15 protein-coding genes are annotated in these 16,080 nt (G+C 39.4%); 11 read left to right on the top strand and 4 right to left on the bottom strand.

Features of this window, described 5'->3' with window-relative positions:
- Nucleotides 1-89: 89 nt before the first annotated feature.
- The 3 genes from rpsF to rpsR are packed head-to-tail and all read left to right on the top strand — an operon-like array spanning nucleotide 90 to nucleotide 1,153.
- Nucleotides 90-380: a 30S ribosomal protein S6 gene (rpsF, locus tag ABP870_RS02570; protein ID WP_062711734.1), complete on the top strand. Its 291-nt coding sequence runs from the start codon at nucleotides 90-92 to the stop codon at nucleotides 378-380.
- A gap of 11 nt (nucleotides 381-391) precedes the next feature.
- On the top strand, nucleotides 392-877 hold the full coding sequence (locus tag ABP870_RS02565) for a single-stranded DNA-binding protein (protein WP_350013929.1): 486 nt from the start codon (nucleotides 392-394) through the stop codon (nucleotides 875-877).
- 36 nt (nucleotides 878-913) lie between these two features.
- A complete protein-coding gene (gene rpsR / locus ABP870_RS02560) occupies nucleotides 914-1,153 on the top strand; it encodes a 30S ribosomal protein S18 (RefSeq protein ID WP_000068665.1) in 240 nt (79 codons plus the stop codon).
- Nucleotides 1,154-1,678: 525 nt separating this feature from the next.
- Here rpsR and ABP870_RS02555 read toward each other — a convergent pair.
- Complete coding sequence (locus ABP870_RS02555) at nucleotides 1,679-2,350, bottom strand: DUF1129 domain-containing protein (protein WP_350013928.1); 672 nt, start codon at nucleotides 2,348-2,350, stop codon at nucleotides 1,679-1,681.
- A 186-nt stretch (nucleotides 2,351-2,536) separates the two neighbouring features.
- Nucleotides 2,537-3,481, bottom strand: a complete 945-nt coding sequence (locus tag ABP870_RS02550) for a magnesium transporter CorA family protein (RefSeq protein WP_062711743.1) — start codon at nucleotides 3,479-3,481, stop codon at nucleotides 2,537-2,539.
- 437 nt (nucleotides 3,482-3,918) lie between these two features.
- On the opposite strand from ABP870_RS02550, the gene uvrA reads away from it, so the two are divergent.
- From uvrA to ABP870_RS02510, 8 genes are all read left to right on the top strand, one after another.
- Entirely contained in the window at nucleotides 3,919-6,741 is a 2,823-nt protein-coding gene (uvrA, locus tag ABP870_RS02545) for an excinuclease ABC subunit UvrA (RefSeq protein ID WP_350014009.1), read from the top strand.
- A gap of 610 nt (nucleotides 6,742-7,351) precedes the next feature.
- Nucleotides 7,352-8,416, top strand: a complete 1,065-nt coding sequence (locus tag ABP870_RS02540; protein ID WP_350013927.1) for a M24 family metallopeptidase — start codon at nucleotides 7,352-7,354, stop codon at nucleotides 8,414-8,416.
- An 8-nt stretch (nucleotides 8,417-8,424) separates the two neighbouring features.
- Nucleotides 8,425-8,877, top strand: a complete 453-nt coding sequence (locus ABP870_RS02535) for a deoxycytidylate deaminase (protein WP_350013926.1) — start codon at nucleotides 8,425-8,427, stop codon at nucleotides 8,875-8,877.
- Between the two features lie 107 nt (nucleotides 8,878-8,984).
- Complete coding sequence (gene efp, locus ABP870_RS02530) at nucleotides 8,985-9,545, top strand: elongation factor P (RefSeq protein ID WP_350013925.1); 561 nt, start codon at nucleotides 8,985-8,987, stop codon at nucleotides 9,543-9,545.
- A gap of 80 nt (nucleotides 9,546-9,625) precedes the next feature.
- Nucleotides 9,626-10,021 carry an Asp23/Gls24 family envelope stress response protein gene (locus ABP870_RS02525; protein ID WP_350013924.1) on the top strand — a complete coding sequence of 132 codons (396 nt, stop codon included), beginning with the start codon at nucleotides 9,626-9,628 and terminating at the stop codon, nucleotides 10,019-10,021.
- Nucleotides 10,008-10,442, top strand: a complete 435-nt coding sequence (gene nusB, locus ABP870_RS02520; RefSeq protein ID WP_350013923.1) for a transcription antitermination factor NusB — start codon at nucleotides 10,008-10,010, stop codon at nucleotides 10,440-10,442. The genes ABP870_RS02525 and nusB overlap by 14 nt, the downstream gene beginning before the upstream one ends.
- Nucleotides 10,443-10,502: 60 nt before the next feature.
- Nucleotides 10,503-10,877 (top strand): hypothetical protein, encoded by a 375-nt coding sequence (locus ABP870_RS02515; RefSeq protein WP_350013922.1) that lies wholly within the window; start codon nucleotides 10,503-10,505, stop codon nucleotides 10,875-10,877.
- Entirely contained in the window at nucleotides 10,874-13,258 is a 2,385-nt protein-coding gene (locus ABP870_RS02510; RefSeq protein ID WP_350013921.1) for an acyltransferase family protein, read from the top strand. Before ABP870_RS02515 ends, ABP870_RS02510 begins: the two co-directional genes overlap by 4 nt.
- 179 nt (nucleotides 13,259-13,437) lie before the next feature.
- On the opposite strand, the gene ABP870_RS02505 is transcribed toward ABP870_RS02510, so the two are convergent.
- A complete protein-coding gene (locus ABP870_RS02505) occupies nucleotides 13,438-14,403 on the bottom strand; it encodes a LacI family DNA-binding transcriptional regulator (RefSeq protein ID WP_350013920.1) in 966 nt (321 codons plus the stop codon).
- Nucleotide 14,404: 1 nt separating this feature from the next.
- Nucleotides 14,405-15,844, bottom strand: coding sequence for a sucrose-6-phosphate hydrolase (locus ABP870_RS02500; protein ID WP_350013919.1), 1,440 nt, complete (start codon nucleotides 15,842-15,844; stop codon nucleotides 14,405-14,407).
- Nucleotides 15,845-16,080 lie beyond the last annotated feature (236 nt).

Below are 16,080 nucleotides of genomic sequence, written 5' to 3'. Positions count from 1 at the left end.
TTTGAAATGGTATAATAGTAAATTGTGAGAATACCTCACTTACCCCTTGCTAGGTCTTGGGGTCATTAGTCCAAAAGGAGGAAATATCAATGGCTAAATACGAAATTCTTTATATTATTCGTCCGAACATTGAAGAAGAAGCAAAAACGGCTTTGGTAGAACGTTTTGATTCTATCTTGACTGATAACGGTGCTACTATCGTTGAATCAAAAGATTGGGAAAAACGTCGCTTTGCCTACGAAATCAAAGATTTCCGCGAAGGTCTTTACCACATCGTTACTGTTGAAACTGAAGATGCTTTCGCTCTTAATGAGTTTGACCGTCTTTCAAAAATCAACAATGACATTCTTCGTCACATGATCGTTAACCTCGAAGCGTAAGAAGGTAGTTTATGATTAATAATGTAGTACTTGTTGGTCGTATGACCAGAGACGCAGAACTTCGCTACACACCAAGCAATGTTGCTGTTGCCACTTTCTCTCTTGCAGTTAACCGTAACTTCAAGAGTCAAAATGGTGAACGTGAAGCTGATTTCATTAACTGTGTGATTTGGCGTCAGTCAGCTGAGAATTTGGCTAATTGGGCTAAAAAAGGTGCTTTAATTGGTATCACTGGACGTATCCAGACACGTAATTATGAAAATCAACAAGGCCAACGTGTTTATGTGACGGAAGTTGTTGCGGAAAATTTCCAAATGTTGGAAAGTCGTGCTACACGTGAAGGTGGTTCACAAAATTCTTATAATGGTGGTTATAATAACCAATCATCAAATAACAGTTTTTCATCTTCATCGCAAACACCAAACTTTGGTCGAGATGAGAGCCCGTTTGGTAATTCGAACCCAATGGATATCTCAGATGACGATCTACCGTTCTAGGACGGACTTAATACTATAATATAAGGAGAAAATAACATGGCTCAACAACGTCGTGGCGGATTTAAACGCCGTAAAAAAGTTGATTATATCGCAGCTAATAAAATTGAATACGTTGATTACAAAGATACTGAACTTCTTAGCCGTTTCGTTTCAGAACGTGGAAAAATTCTTCCTCGTCGCGTAACAGGAACTTCAGCTAAAAACCAACGTAAAGTAACAACAGCAATCAAACGTGCTCGCGTTATGGCTCTTATGCCTTACGTAAACGAAGACTAATTCGTTAGACCGCTTTCCGAAAGGGGAGTGGTTTTTTGTTTTATAATATCTAATAGTCATTCTGTGATCAAATTCGCTTTGAAGTGATATGAAACTCCTAAAACACCAAAAAGATGTTATTATCGTATCTATTTTGTTAACCTTTAACCGTCATATAATGATAGGTGAGAGTTTTGGAGGTAACGGTTATCCAGTTTTTTATAGACGAAAAAAACTTTAAACGTCATGTTCTAATAGGTTTCGAGGAGTATGGTATCGGGGATTTGTAAGAGACTGTGTGTTACAACGAAAAGGAGTTGTCTTTTCATAGAATCACAAGCTTAACTGTACAAGGGTAATAGTGAAGTCCCAGTTGAGATTGTAAGGTTGGTGAGTTTAGAACTCAAAACATTAGTTCAATCGATGATAAAAGTTCTTGCCATTTTAAATGGGAGTCATTGTGTGAATGCATTAGTTTATTGAATAAGTTTTTCCAGTCGTATACTCAAAAAACCAAACATCCGTTTTGATGTTTGGTTTTAATAGTTATCTTCGAGGTGTCGCTTGTGCTGACATAGCACTCAAAATATTGTATTTTTTCTTGAGGTAGTAGCGGACAGCAAAAGCGATTGCGCCTATTAGAATGAGTAAAAGTGGAGGTAGTTGTGGGTTGATAGCTGCTGGTAAAAAGGTAGTGGCACTAAACAGAATTAACCAACCAACCATAAGCAGCCCCAAGAGACCAATGCTTTTCCAAAAATTGGGGCGTTGGGTTTTTTCTTTACCCATATGACGGTAGATATAGTAATAAGTGGCATAGAGAAAGGCTCCCCCACCCAGTCCAACAACTATTAGTGATAACAAACCGTAAGATTGGGTTTGGTTATTGGTGAGAGCAAGAAGACCTGTGATGACGCCAAGGAAACCAAGCCAAAAGAGTGAAGCGTCTGTCCACATGAGCCAAGGGTTTGTATTTTTAGCTTCTTGAGCTTCTGCTTTTATCTCTGCTTCTGATTTAGTGAATTGCGCAGCCCACGTTGTTGGAGCCCCGAGGAAAGAGCGAGCGGGGACGCCATTTTTTTGATTTTCTTCGATGCTTGGTAAAATACCTTCTAAAATAGATTTAATTTCAGTATCTGATTTACCGTCTTGTATCAATTGTTTAGTAGCAATGTGAATAAATTCTTGGTTTTTGTGAGTGAGATTGTTTAAATCCATGATAATCCTTTCAGAAATGGGAATAGTTAATCGTCGCCTTTGTAGAAGGTTTAGAAAGTACCAAATTGTTAACAGGGTTAAGGTACCTAAGTATAAATTTGCTCAATAATCTTATCTAATTAGCTTTTAGGATTGGTTTGTGCGGAGAATCCTAAAAGTAGTTTTGTGACTGCCAATTATAAAGCATCAAAACCACTTTTTCCTGATAAAGTAAAGCACGACCAACATACTGAGTACAGAAGCGATAAAAACAATGTACCAGAAGGCGTGTGGCAGCCCATTTAGAGGTAACCAATTGTTTTGGAAGTTCATGCCGTAAGCTGAGAAGATTACGGTTGGGATATCTAATGCCATAGTCATCAGCGCCAAGGTTTTCATAATGGTGTTCTGGTTGTTATTGATGATAGCTGCAGAGGTTTCCGCCATTGCATTTAAGACATTTTCATAAATACCTGCCATCTCAATAGCCTGTTGGGTTTCAATTAAGGTATCTTCCAGCAGGTCTTCATCCTCAACGTATTTTTTGAGACTTGAGGTATTGCTGGAAAGTTTTTTAACGATTCGCTCATTCATCTTGAGTGAAGCCTTTAGATAGACGATGGATTTTTCCAGCTCCATCATGTCGATTAGTTGTTCGTTACGAGTGGCATCTTCCAGTTGGGCTTCGATACGGTCGCTTTGTCGATCAATGGAACGTAGGGCAGTTAGGTATAAGATGGCATTGCGGTAGAGAAGTTGAAAGATGAATCGTGTCTTCATAAAAGTATAGAAGCCTTTGACTCGGTGATTTTTAAATTGGTCAAAAATAGATAATTCTTCTAGACAAGTCGTAATTACAGCATTTTCAGCGACGATGATTCCCAGAGGAATAGTCATGTAGTAGTTTTTATTGTTACGCTCTTCATAAATAGGAACGTCGACGAGAATCAAAGTATAATCATCTTCAACAGTGATACGAGAAGTTTCTTCAATATCAAGGGGAGCTCGTAAATCAGAAATGTCAATATTGAAGCGCTCAGCTATTTGATGGGATTCTTCCTGGGAAGGATTGACCAAATTAATCCAAGCACCGGGCTCGAACGTATCAATTTCTTTGAAGTCAATTCCTGTTGACAGAAACATTTGTTTCATGTACATTCCCTCCTGTAAGTTAGAATTTAGCCATACTCACCTATTATACTCTATTTTAGCTTCAAAAAAAAGCAGAGTCTAACGATTCTTTTTACAGTAAAAAAATCTGATTTTGTTATAATAGAGTAACCTTAAGAAGTTTCTTAGCAATTATGACGTTTTAAAGTGGGGTTAAATCAGTTATCAAAAGCCGTTTTAAATGGTTAAAAAAATTAAAACTTCTAAGAGTTTTGAAATGATTAGTGCTTTTTTAGACTGTTGGCAGAAAATTCTCTGTTACCAAGTTTTGATAAAGACTGGATACACTTCTAAATGAGGATGAAAGGAATGACATACGCCCTAAATGCAATAAAAAAGAAAAAACAATTTGAAAGGAAGTCCCTTTTAGTCGTTTACTTTTTTGGTGAAGCATGAGCTGGGTTTTGTATCTTAATATTATGCAAGATAAGTTAGTGATTCATGGGGCACGCGCCCATAATTTAAAAAATATTGATGTGGAGATTCCACGAGATAAGTTGGTTGTTGTGACAGGCTTGTCTGGTTCTGGGAAATCTTCATTGGCTTTTGATACCATTTATGCTGAAGGACAAAGACGCTATGTGGAAAGTCTTTCAGCCTATGCTCGTCAATTTCTGGGAAATATGGAAAAGCCCGATGTTGACTCTATTGATGGACTTAGCCCCGCCATTTCGATTGACCAAAAAACAACTAGTAATAACCCACGTTCGACCGTTGGTACGGCAACAGAGATCAACGACTATCTCCGTTTGCTGTATGCGCGTGTAGGAACGCCATACTGTATTAATGGGCATGGTGCTATTTCAGCATCTTCTGTTGAACAGATTGTTGACGAGGTTTTAGAATTGCCTGAACGTACTCGGATGCAAATTCTTGCTCCCGTTGTTCGTCGTAAAAAAGGCCAGCATAAAACGATTTTTGAACGAATCCAAAAAGATGGTTATGTTCGGGTTCGTGTAGATGGTGAGATCTTTGATGTGACAGAAGTTCCTGAGTTGTCTAAGAGTAAAATGCATAATATCGAAGTGGTCATTGATCGTTTGGTTAATAAAGAAGGCATTCGCTCACGTCTTTTTGATTCTGTTGAGGCTGCTCTGCGTCTAGGCGATGGGTATCTTATGATCGATACCATGGATGGTAATGAATTGCTATATTCAGAACATTACTCCTGTCCTGTTTGTGGCTTTACTGTCCCTGAGTTAGAACCACGACTCTTCTCATTTAATGCGCCATTTGGTTCTTGTCCAACTTGTGATGGTTTGGGAATGAAATTGGTTGTGGACTTGGATTTGATTGTACCAGATGGGACAAAGACTCTCAGAGAAGGCGCTCTAGCGCCATGGAACCCAATTTCGTCCAATTACTATCCAACTATGCTTGAGCAAGCCATGACAAGCTTTGGTGTTGACATGGATACTCCTTGGAAGGATTTGTCTGATGCGGATAAGAACTTGATTCTCTATGGTTCTGGAGACCGTGAATTTCATTTTCATTATAAAAATGACTTTGGTGGGGTGCGTGATATTGACCTCCCCTTTGAGGGAGTGGTGACTAATGTTAATCGCCGTTACCACGAAACTAACTCGGAGTATACACGCAGTGTTATGCGTGAGTACATGAATGAGTTGACTTGCTCGACCTGTCATGGCTATCGCCTCAATGATGCTGCACTGTCGGTGCGTGTTGGAGGAGCGGATGGGATGAATATCGGACAGATTTCAGAGCTGTCCATCGAAGATCATCTAAAGCAAATCTCGCAGTTAACCCTCGGGCAAAATGACGAAATGATTGCCCGTCCAATTCTAAAAGAAATCACTGATCGTTTGACTTTCTTGAATAATGTCGGTCTTAATTACCTAACCTTATCTCGAATGGCTGGAACCCTATCAGGTGGCGAAAGTCAACGTATTCGCTTGGCGACACAAATCGGTTCGAATCTTAGCGGAGTCCTTTATGTTCTTGACGAGCCTTCTATCGGACTTCATCAGAGGGATAATGACCGTTTAATTTCCAGTTTGAAAAAGATGCGTGATCTTGGAAATACCTTGATCGTTGTGGAACACGATGAAGATACCATGATGGAAGCGGACTGGTTGATTGACGTAGGTCCAGGAGCGGGGGCGCTTGGTGGTGAGATTGTCGCTTCGGGAACGCCTAAACAAGTTGCTAAATCGAAAAAATCAATCACCGGTCAATACCTATCCGGCCGAAAATCAATCCCTATCCCAGAAAAACGCCGTCAAGGAAATGGACGTTTTATCAAAGTTAAAGGTGCTAGTGAGCATAATCTTCAAACTATTGATGTCAAATTTCCGCTTGGCAAATTTATTGCAGTTACAGGTGTTTCAGGTTCTGGAAAATCAACTTTAGTCAATAGCATTCTCAAAAAAGCTATCGCCCAAAAATTAAATCGCAATTCTGATAAACCAGGTAAGCATCAGTCTGTGGAAGGCATTGAGCATATTGAGCGCTTGATTGATATTGACCAAAGTCCGATTGGGCGTACACCTCGCTCCAACCCAGCGACTTATACAGGTGTTTTTGATGATATTCGAGACTTGTTTGCCCAAACAAATGAAGCAAAAATTCGTGGTTATAAAAAGGGCCGCTTCTCCTTTAACGTCAAAGGTGGTCGCTGCGAGGCTTGTTCTGGTGATGGTATTATCAAGATTGAGATGCACTTCTTACCAGATGTTTATGTTCCTTGTGAGGTTTGCCATGGCACACGTTACAATTCTGAAACTTTGGAAGTGCATTACAAAGGCAAAACGATTGCAGACATTTTAGAAATGACCGTAGATGATGCAGTGGAATTTTTCGCAGCCATCCCGAAGATTGCTCGTAAAATCCAGACCATTAAAGACGTTGGTCTAGGCTATGTGACACTCGGTCAGCCAGCAACTACTCTATCTGGTGGGGAAGCTCAACGGATGAAGCTGGCTAGTGAACTGCATAAACGATCAACTGGAAAATCCTTCTATATCTTGGATGAACCAACAACTGGGCTTCATACGGATGATATTGCCCGATTAATTACTGTTTTGAATCGTTTTGTGGACGAAGGGAACACTGTTCTTGTCATCGAACACAATCTCGATGTGATCAAGACAGCAGATCACATCATTGACCTTGGTCCAGAAGGTGGTGTCGGGGGCGGTACGATCATCGCAACAGGAACACCAGAAGAATTGGCACAAGTGGAAGCTTCTTATACAGGACAGTATTTAAAAAATAAATTATAACATGATAACCAAGCCCACTTGAAGGGTTTGGTTTTTCTTTAGAATAGCTACTTATACTAATGTAAAATCAAAAATAGCTGAGATCCATTCTCTGTGTTCAAACGATTTTAGTTGGAAAGGAATGACTTATTTTGTTATAACATTACGATTCCGCTATTTATGAATTTTGTTGAGTATTATCCTTTTTCAAAAGCAAATTAAATTCAGACCTTGTTGCCTTGATTTGCTGGACGTTAATTCAAAAGACTATATCTGTATTTTACCGTTGCTGCGTTTAATACCTACCAATTTCATCTGAATTCACTCGGTAGCATAACTGTTGCCGATGCAGCCTTTGTTGGTTTGGGAACTACCATAAAAGATAATTAGGCTTATTTTGACAGAGTTAAAGAGGCAGCGATACTTTTCATTGGAAGTGTCCAAGAAAATAGTACAAATACTATGTTGTCAGCGGCTATCGTAATTTTGATGGGGAAAGTGATAAAGAGATGTTTCAGGTCAGTAGAGTTTGTTTTGATTGTCTTTACTTTTAAATAATGAATTATTCCCCGTTTTTCGGGGATTTTTTGTTAAAATAAGGTAAGTTTAATGTTTCATTCAGGAGGTTGTAATGAATTCTAGGGTTATTCGTTTTGAAGAAAAATTGGCTCAATCAAATTTAGATGCTTTTTTAGTGACAGGGCAAAATAATATTTACTATCTGACTGGTTTTTGGGGAACTGAGAGTACCGTTTTCATCACTCGCAATCGTCGCATCTTTATGACGGATGCTCGCTATACATTGATTGCCAAGGAAGTGGTTGAAGGATTTGACATTATTGAGACACGTACGGCTTTGGCTGAAGTTTCTAAAATAATCAAGGCTGATCAGCTTGCCAGAGTCGGTTTTGATAGTCAGGTTTCTTATGCTTTTTATGAGCAACTGACAAGCTTGTCGCCTCAGACGCAGTGGCTGCCTCAGACAGATTTTGTAGAAACCTTGCGCGTGGTAAAAGACAAATCAGAGATTGAGACTATCCGTCAGGCCTGTCAAATTTCTGATAAGGCTTTTCTAGATGTGCTTGATTTTATCAAACCTGGTCAAACGACAGAGTTGCAAGTGGCTAATTTCCTTGATTTTCGCATGCGTCACTACGGTGCTTCGGGAGTATCTTTTGAGACTATCGCAGCTTCGGGATATCGCTCTGCTATGCCTCACGGTGTAGCCAGTGACAAGATCATTCAGTCAGGAGAATCGTTAACCCTGGACTTCGGTTGTTACTACAAGCATTACGTCAGTGATATGACGCGGACCATTCATATCGGCCACGTGACGGATGAAGAACGTGAGATTTACGATATTGTCCTAAGAGCGAATCAAACCTTGATTGACCAAGCAAAAGCAGGGATGACTTATAAAGACTTTGATGCCATTCCTCGTCAGGTTTTAGAGAATGCGGGTTATGGAGAATTCTTCACACATGGTATCGGTCATGGTATTGGTTTGGATATTCATGAAAATCCATTTTTCCGTGGTAGTGAGGATAAGTTGGAAGCTGGTATGGTAGTGACGGATGAACCAGGTATCTATTTGCCAAATAAATACGGGCTCCGTATTGAAGATGATTTAGTTATTACAACAAATGGGTGCGAAGTATTGACCCAAGCCCCTAAAGAATTGATCGTATTAAAATAGGAGAGAGTATGGAGAGATTATCCTGGCAAGATTATTTTATGGCCAATGCTGAGTTGATTTCCAAGCGTTCCACTTGTGATAGGGCTTTTGTAGGTGCTGTTTTAGTGAAAAATAATCGCATTATTGCGACTGGTTATAATGGCGGTGTTTCAGCAACGGATAACTGTAATGAAGTCGGACACTATATGGAAGATGGCCATTGTATTAGAACCGTTCATGCGGAGATGAATGCTCTGATCCAGTGTGCCAAAGAAGGGATCTCAACAGATGGCACTGAGATCTATGTGACGCATTTTCCCTGCTTAAACTGTACCAAAGCCCTTCTACAAGCAGGGATAAAAAAAATCACTTATAAGGCTAACTACCGGCCACATCGTTTTGCTATTGAACTCTTGGAGAAAAAAGGTGTTGCTTATATTCAACACGATGTACCTGCCATGACCCTAGGAACCCAAGAATAGTTGCGAATGTGAAGAGAAGTCATGAAAAATAGTTTGGCTTTTTACAAAAGCTAGTATTTATGCTAAAATGAAGTGATAAATAATTTTTACAAAGAGGTAATAAAAGAATGATTGAAGCAAGTAAGCTTAGAGCAGGTATGACTTTTGTAACATCTGATGGCAAATTGATTAAGGTCTTGGATGCCAGTCACCATAAACCTGGTAAAGGTAACACTATCATGCGTATGAAATTGCGCGACGTGCGTTCAGGATCAACCTTTGACACAACTTACCGTCCAGATGAAAAATTTGAGCAAGCAATCATTGAAACACGCCCTGCTCAATACCTTTACAAAATGGATGATACAGCATTCTTCATGGATACTGAAAGCTACGACCAATACGAAATCCCAGTAGCAAACGTGGAAAATGAGTTGCTCTACATGTTAGAAAATGAAGAAGTTAAGATTCAATTCTATGGGACAGAAGTTATCGGTGTGACGGTACCAACAACTGTTGAATTGACTGTCGTTGAAACACAGCCATCGATTAAAGGAGCAACAGTTACTGGTTCAGGTAAACCGGCAACTCTTGAAACAGGTCTTGTGGTTAACGTTCCTGACTTCATTGAAGTTGGACAAAAACTTGTTGTTAACACTGCAGAAGGTACATACGTTTCACGTGCCTAAGCCAAGATAAAGAAACTTATAGTTGTGTTTTTTCAAACATGAAAAAACTGACTTAAACTATAATGACGAAAGGAAAAGCTATGATTACTGAAAATATTGGTGAAATTGTTATTTCGCCGCGCGTATTGGAAGTTATTACAGGGATTGCTGCAACTAAAGTTGATGGTGTTCATTCATTGCATAACAAAAAAGCAGCAGATACGCTAAGTAAAGCAAGTCTTGGTCGTGGTGTTTACTTGAAGAATAACGAGGATGGTGACGTTGTTGCCGATATTTATGTCTATCTTCAATATGGTGTCAATGTGCCAACGGTTTCGATTGCTGTACAGAAAGCTGTTAAAGCAGCTGTTTATGATATGGCTGAAGTAACAGTTGCTCAAGTAAATGTTCATGTAGTTGGAATTGTCCCTGAAAAGACTCCAAAACCTGATTTGAACAGTCTCTTCAGCGAGGATTTTTTGAATGTACAAGACTAGTATCCATACTGGCTCAAGACGCGACCTCCGCGAACGTGCTTTTCAAGCCTTGTTTAGCATGGAGTTTGGAGGCGAATGTTTGCAAGCATCTGAATCGGCATATCTTCATGATAAGACAGTCGATGGTGAAGAAACTGTTGAAGTTCCAGCTTTCTTGTTGAATCTTGTTAATGGTGTTGAAAGCCATAGGGATGAATTAGATGCTTTGATTTCTGAAAAGCTGCGTAAGGGTTGGTCTATCGAGCGTCTGACCTTGACGGACAAGACTATGCTTCGTCTTGGCTTGTTTGAGATTAAGTTTTTTGAGGAAACACCTGAGCGCGTTGCCTTAAATGAAATTATCGAGATTGCTAAGAAGTATTCAGATGAAACATCAGCTAAGTTTATTAATGGTCTCTTGAGTCAATTTGTTGTTGAATAATTAAATAGTAAAATGACCTTTCAAGTTAGTCTTGGAAGGTTTTTATCAGTGGAGTTACTAATGAAAATTTTAATGAAGAGGTTGCTAGAAGCGTTGGCTACCTTGCTGGTTTTAACTTTTGCAGGCTGGACTATCTACTCAACCTATCCCAAGAAGGCGGTTTTATCGCTGGCTAATAATAAGATGACTTACAATGGTGTCCTTCGAAATGGACGTCTAGATGGAAAAGGAACGCTGACTTATGATAATAAAGATCGCTATGTCGGCCAGTTTAAAGACGGTGCGTTTGATGGTCAGGGCACTTTTTACTCTCACGAAGGTTGGTCTTATACTGGTGAGTTTAAAAAAGGACAGGCCAATGGACATGGACGATTGAAATTACCTGATGGCAAGCAATATCAAGGAAAGTTTAAACAGGGGATTTATCAAAAATGAGGATACAATGGTTTTCCTTTATTAGGGTTCTAGGCTTACTTTTTGTCTTGTTATACCATTTTTATAAAGACCTATTACCAGGTGGTTTTATTGGAGTAGATATCTTCTTTACTTTTTCTGGTTATTTGATCACAGCTCTTTTAATAGATGCGGTTTATGAGAAAAAGAAAATCGATTTGGTCGATTACTTGAGGCGTAGATTTTATCGTATTTTGCCACCGTTGCTCTTTATGATTTTGCAAGTTATGCCGTTTGCCCTATTGATTCGTAGTGATTTTCTGGCATCAATTGGTCATCAAATCAAAGCGGCTCTTGGTTTTGTGACTAATATTTATGAAATACTTCTAGGCAGTCACTACGAAAATCAGTTTTCGCCACATCTGTTTTTGCACACTTGGAGTTTAGCCATAGAGTTTCAATACTATCTCTTTTGGGGAATTGCCTTATGGCTTTTGGTTAAGTATCTTCCTAAGCCGGAGAGCTTTCGCAAGGGTGTTGTATGCTTATCAGCTGGTTTGGGTCTTGCAAGTGCTTTGGTGATGATGGTTGGCAGTTTCATGGATGTTGAAGATTCTGTTCTTTACTTTTCTACTTTCAGTCATGCTTTTCCTCTTTTTGTGGGTAGTTGCTTTGGTGCTTTATCAGGGATTAAGTATGTGGGCAGCTTACATGATTGTATCAAGAAAAATGTAAAGTCAACTCAAACGTTAGGCTTGGTTTTAGGGTTAACAAGCCTACTATTGGTATTAGCTAAATGCCTATATTTTGATAGTGTATTTACTTACCGCTTCGGTTTTGTGTTAGCTACTGTTCTAACTGGCTTTAGTATTGTTTTGTGTCGTGTTTTGCATGATCAATTTTCTGGTAAAACAGAGCCTGTCTTGATTTCATTTTTAGCTAATATCAGCTATAGTGTCTACCTCTATCATTGGCCTATTTTACAAATCACAAAGGATTTATTTTCTGATCACGTGGCTGTTCTAGTGACGACTCTAGCCTCGGTTGTTTTATCAACGATTTCCTTCTATCTTTTAGAACCAATGCTCATGGGACATATTCAAAGTAATAGGAGACAAGCTATTTTGTTACGTTTAGCTTATGGAGTTGCCTTGATTTACTTTATAATTTTGGGGGGTTATACGGTTCAAATTGCCAAAGCTGCCCCGGTTTTGGGGCCTTTTGAGCAAAATATGCTTGAAAAGAATCTTCAGCAATTTGATATAGGGATGAGGACAACTAAGCAATTAGCTGTCGGTGGCACTAAAAACTCCTCTTCTGGGCAGAGGGCTGTTAGCGAGTCGTATGACAACGTCCTTGTGATAGGCGATTCCGTTGCCCTTGATTCCGTCCATACCATGCCAGAAAAACTGAAATTGGCAACTGTTGATGTGGCAGACAGTAGGCGTTTTGATCAAGCCTTTGACATTTATCAAAATTATATTGATTCTGGCAATTTACCAGCCTATACAGTGGTTGCAGTCGGTATTAATTCACCCTATAACTATCAAGAATATATCCAAGCCTTCTTATCTAAATTACCAAAAGATCATCATTTGATCTTTGTAACGCCTTATAGTCAAACAGAAGCGGTAGAAAGCATTAAGGCTATCCGTGATTATGAACTGAAGTTGGCTGAGAAAGATGACAGGGTATCAGTAGTGGACTGGTACAAGATAGCATCAGAACGCACCGAATTATGGTCAGGCTCTGACGGAACTCATTTCTCTCATACTGTTGAAACGAGTCGTTTGGGTGCACAGTTGTACCTAGAGGGTATTACGGCTAAGTTGGATGACTTCAAACAACGTTATGATTCTGCTGGAGCAAGAGCGACAGATGATCTCCTATTTATCGGAGATTCTGTCGCAGTCCATGCTGGAGAAAGTATCAATGCTCGTTTTCCAGGAGCCATTATTGACTCTAAAAGTAATAGGAATTTGGTTGAAGCTGTTAATATTATCAGGAACTACGCTGATAATGGCGCCCTGCCCAAAAATATTATTGTGGCCGTTGGAGTGAACGAAGTAACCAATAGCAAAGAAGTTTTGGATGACTTGGTCGCTAGTTTACCTGCTAATCGTCGATTGGTCCTTGTGACACCTTATAATGGGTCATACAGTAATGTTAAAGGATCAAATGTTTATGATACTAGACAAAATGAAATGAAACTAGCTAAAAAATATGACTTTATCGCAGTAGCGGATTGGAAAAAAACAGCAGAAGCTCATCCCGAAATCTGGGAAGGAACTGATTCCGTTCACTTTGAACGAACGGATGGTTTGCTGGATTATGAGTTATTAGCTAAGGCATCTGGCTATTACACAGATACTATCATGAAAGCTCTTGAGAAGGTTCAAAACCAACCTGCGAAAGGGGAGTGAAAAAGAAGCTAGATAGCCTAGCTTCTTTTTTAGAGTTTTATTTAGGAACAATTTGGTGCTTGAGTGGATGTGTTCCATTCATTTTCCGATTCAAGCGTTTTGGTGAATTTGACTTTTTCGGAGTTGGTGTTATCAATAACGAAGTTTTTGGATGGTCGATTTGGGCAACCTAATCTTGTTTAGACGGTTCTACCAGCGGAGTAACTAATTGGTAGGACATAGTCTCGACTGGTTTCTTGTCCAGAAATTTTCTTGATTAAAACATCTACAATGAGGCTAGCTAAATCTTCAATAGGTTGTTTAATCGTTGTTAGGTGTGGGAAATATTGTTCAATAAAGTCCGTTCCATCATACCCAATCAGTTTTAGATCGTCAGGAATGCGTTTGCCCATTTCTTGTGCCACTTTGATTACCTGTACGGCTGTTAAGTCATCAGAGGTAAAAATGCCGTCAGGATTTTCTTTGGCAATGATAGAGCGGATCTCCATTTCACGTCTTAAGGTTGATAACTCCCGCGGAATGTGATGAACTGGCGTATCTTTACCTAGTTCAGAGCTAAATCCTAGCTGGCGTAATCCAGTTGGGGAGTTAGAATTATCATTACCTGTGATCATGATACTATGTGTACATCCAGCTTTTTTAAGGAGTTGCCCTGCTAGCTTGCCACCTTCGAAATTATCAGAGGAAACGATGGGGATGTGAGGAGCGAGGTTACGGTCGAAAGCAACGATGGGGGCTTCTACTTTTTCGTAGTCTTTGATTCCTAGATTATGGCTGGATGAGATAATGCCATCTACTTGGTTAGCAGCGAGCATTTCTAAATATTCTTTTTCTTTGATGGGATTGTGCTGACTATTACAAATAATGGTTTTGTAGCCTTTTTCAAAAAGTTGAATTTCCAAATGTTCAATCAATTGTGCAAAGAAGATATTGGAAATGTTAGGAAAAATCAAGCCAACCAATTGAGGAGATTTTCCTTGCAGGCTACGGGCTAAATTATTTGGTTTGTAGCCCAAATCACGCATGGCTTGATGGACTTTGTCGATGGTTTTTTGTGAGAGATAGCCTTTTTTATTGATAACGCGTGACACTGTAGTAGGACTAACGCCAGCGAGTTGTGCAACATCTGTGAGTTTTGCGACCATGTTAGCCCCTTAATTCAAAGTAGCTACCGCTAATTTGCCCTTCTTTAATATAAATTCCAGATTGGTCTTGACTTGGGAAGACACGGCCGGTAAAGACTTTTTCACCATCGTTAACAAAAATTTCAAAGATTGATTTGTCGACAAAAATATTAAGTTTTGTTTCTGCTTTATCAATGTCACATTGCCGTGTGCTACCAAAATCGATAGCATACTGTTGACCAGCAGAAGAACGGTCTACAAGAATTTGTCCTTTGATAGTATCAATTGTGATGTTTAGGCCATTTAACTCTTCATCAGAGAATAAAACTAGTTGGGATTTATCGTCAGCAGGGACGGTGACTTCCAGTTCATAAGTGTTTTGACTGCTAGATAGATTGGATAGCGCTTTAGCTTCCAATCGTAAATCCTTCATAGCTGAGACAGGGTATTGATAGAGTTTACCGTCTCTGATGGATAGTTTCTTAACCAAACTCATAGCTCCTTGGTAATCATACTGGTCAGTAGGGTAGTCTATGTCTGGCAATCCAATCCAACTGATCGCATAAACGTTACCGTCAGGAGCATTAAAACCTTGTGTTGCATAGGCTTCGAACCCATAATCTAGATTATAGATGGGAGATGCCCCCAGCAGTTTAGCCGTTTCTGTGTCAAACGATTGACATATTTTATAGGTATTAGGGTAAATATTGTCATAATTGAGTTCAGATTTATCTAAACCTTGTGGGCTATAAAGGAGAACAGGGTGCTCATCAACGAAGACAAGATTTGGGCATTCAATCATGTATTCTGATCCAGTTCCACCAAATTCAAGATTTCCAACAAATTCCCAGTGATGAACATCATTGTTAGTAGCCTTATAAAGTTTGATAAAACCTTGTTTATCAAAGTTTTGGGCACCTACAATGGCATAGAATTGTCCTTGATAGTTAAAGATTTGCGGATCACGAAAATGTTCGGTCACATCATCTGGTTGTGGAATAAGAACCTTGTCACATTTTTCAATATGACCATCCTGATCCATCCAAGCTCCGACTTGAAGCGGGTCACGAATCCAGTTGTCATCACGGACGTTGCCAGTATAAAAGAGAAAAAGCTTACCATCAATCTCATAGGCAGAACCTGAGTATGCCCCGTGACTATCGTTGACATGATCAGGCTCTAGAGTAATTCCTGTCTCTTTAAAATGGACAAGGTCACTTGATTCAGTGTGAACCCATTGTTTTAAGCCGTGAGCGGCACCAAATGGCCAATTTTGGTAGAAGAGTTGAAACTTGCCATTAAAGTAAGAAAAGCCATTTGGGTCGTTTAATAAGCCGGTTTTTGGTTCTAAGTGATAGCTAGTGAGCCATGGCGATTTTGCCTTATTTTCAGCAACCTTGTTTTTGTCGTCTTCTGTCCAATCCTCATAACGGCGATAGCGAATTTCTGTAGATAACTTCATAAATATGATACATCAGAGCTAAGCAAATATGTGAGTAGCTCCGTGTTCAGCTGACGATTACCAACTGAACACGTCCTTTCTATTGTGTTAGTAATAGGCAGAAAAAACACTTTTTCTGTCAAAAGATGTCAATTATATAGTAAACGTTTTCTCACTAAAAATCAATGGTTTACTGTCTAAATATAATATTTTCTGCAAAACGCTTGACATATTTTAAAAACCTGATAAAATGATGG

It is taken from the genome of Streptococcus jiangjianxini, assembly GCF_040225085.1.
GTDB classification, from domain to species: domain Bacteria; phylum Bacillota; class Bacilli; order Lactobacillales; family Streptococcaceae; genus Streptococcus; species Streptococcus jiangjianxini.
This window is presented reverse-complemented; position numbering and strand designations above follow the sequence as displayed.

Coding starts and splice junctions, on each gene's coding strand:
- rpsF (WP_062711734.1), top strand. CDS start 90: ATGGCTAAATACGAAATTCTTTATATTATTCGTCCGAACATTGAAGAA.
- ABP870_RS02565 (WP_350013929.1), top strand. CDS start 392: ATGATTAATAATGTAGTACTTGTTGGTCGTATGACCAGAGACGCAGAA.
- rpsR (WP_000068665.1), top strand. CDS start 914: ATGGCTCAACAACGTCGTGGCGGATTTAAACGCCGTAAAAAAGTTGAT.
- ABP870_RS02555 (WP_350013928.1), bottom strand. CDS start 2,350: ATGGATTTAAACAATCTCACTCACAAAAACCAAGAATTTATTCACATT.
- ABP870_RS02550 (WP_062711743.1), bottom strand. CDS start 3,481: ATGAAACAAATGTTTCTGTCAACAGGAATTGACTTCAAAGAAATTGAT.
- uvrA (WP_350014009.1), top strand. CDS start 3,919: ATGCAAGATAAGTTAGTGATTCATGGGGCACGCGCCCATAATTTAAAA.
- ABP870_RS02540 (WP_350013927.1), top strand. CDS start 7,352: ATGAATTCTAGGGTTATTCGTTTTGAAGAAAAATTGGCTCAATCAAAT.
- ABP870_RS02535 (WP_350013926.1), top strand. CDS start 8,425: ATGGAGAGATTATCCTGGCAAGATTATTTTATGGCCAATGCTGAGTTG.
- efp (WP_350013925.1), top strand. CDS start 8,985: ATGATTGAAGCAAGTAAGCTTAGAGCAGGTATGACTTTTGTAACATCT.
- ABP870_RS02525 (WP_350013924.1), top strand. CDS start 9,626: ATGATTACTGAAAATATTGGTGAAATTGTTATTTCGCCGCGCGTATTG.
- nusB (WP_350013923.1), top strand. CDS start 10,008: ATGTACAAGACTAGTATCCATACTGGCTCAAGACGCGACCTCCGCGAA.
- ABP870_RS02515 (WP_350013922.1), top strand. CDS start 10,503: ATGAAAATTTTAATGAAGAGGTTGCTAGAAGCGTTGGCTACCTTGCTG.
- ABP870_RS02510 (WP_350013921.1), top strand. CDS start 10,874: ATGAGGATACAATGGTTTTCCTTTATTAGGGTTCTAGGCTTACTTTTT.
- ABP870_RS02505 (WP_350013920.1), bottom strand. CDS start 14,403: ATGGTCGCAAAACTCACAGATGTTGCACAACTCGCTGGCGTTAGTCCT.
- ABP870_RS02500 (WP_350013919.1), bottom strand. CDS start 15,844: ATGAAGTTATCTACAGAAATTCGCTATCGCCGTTATGAGGATTGGACA.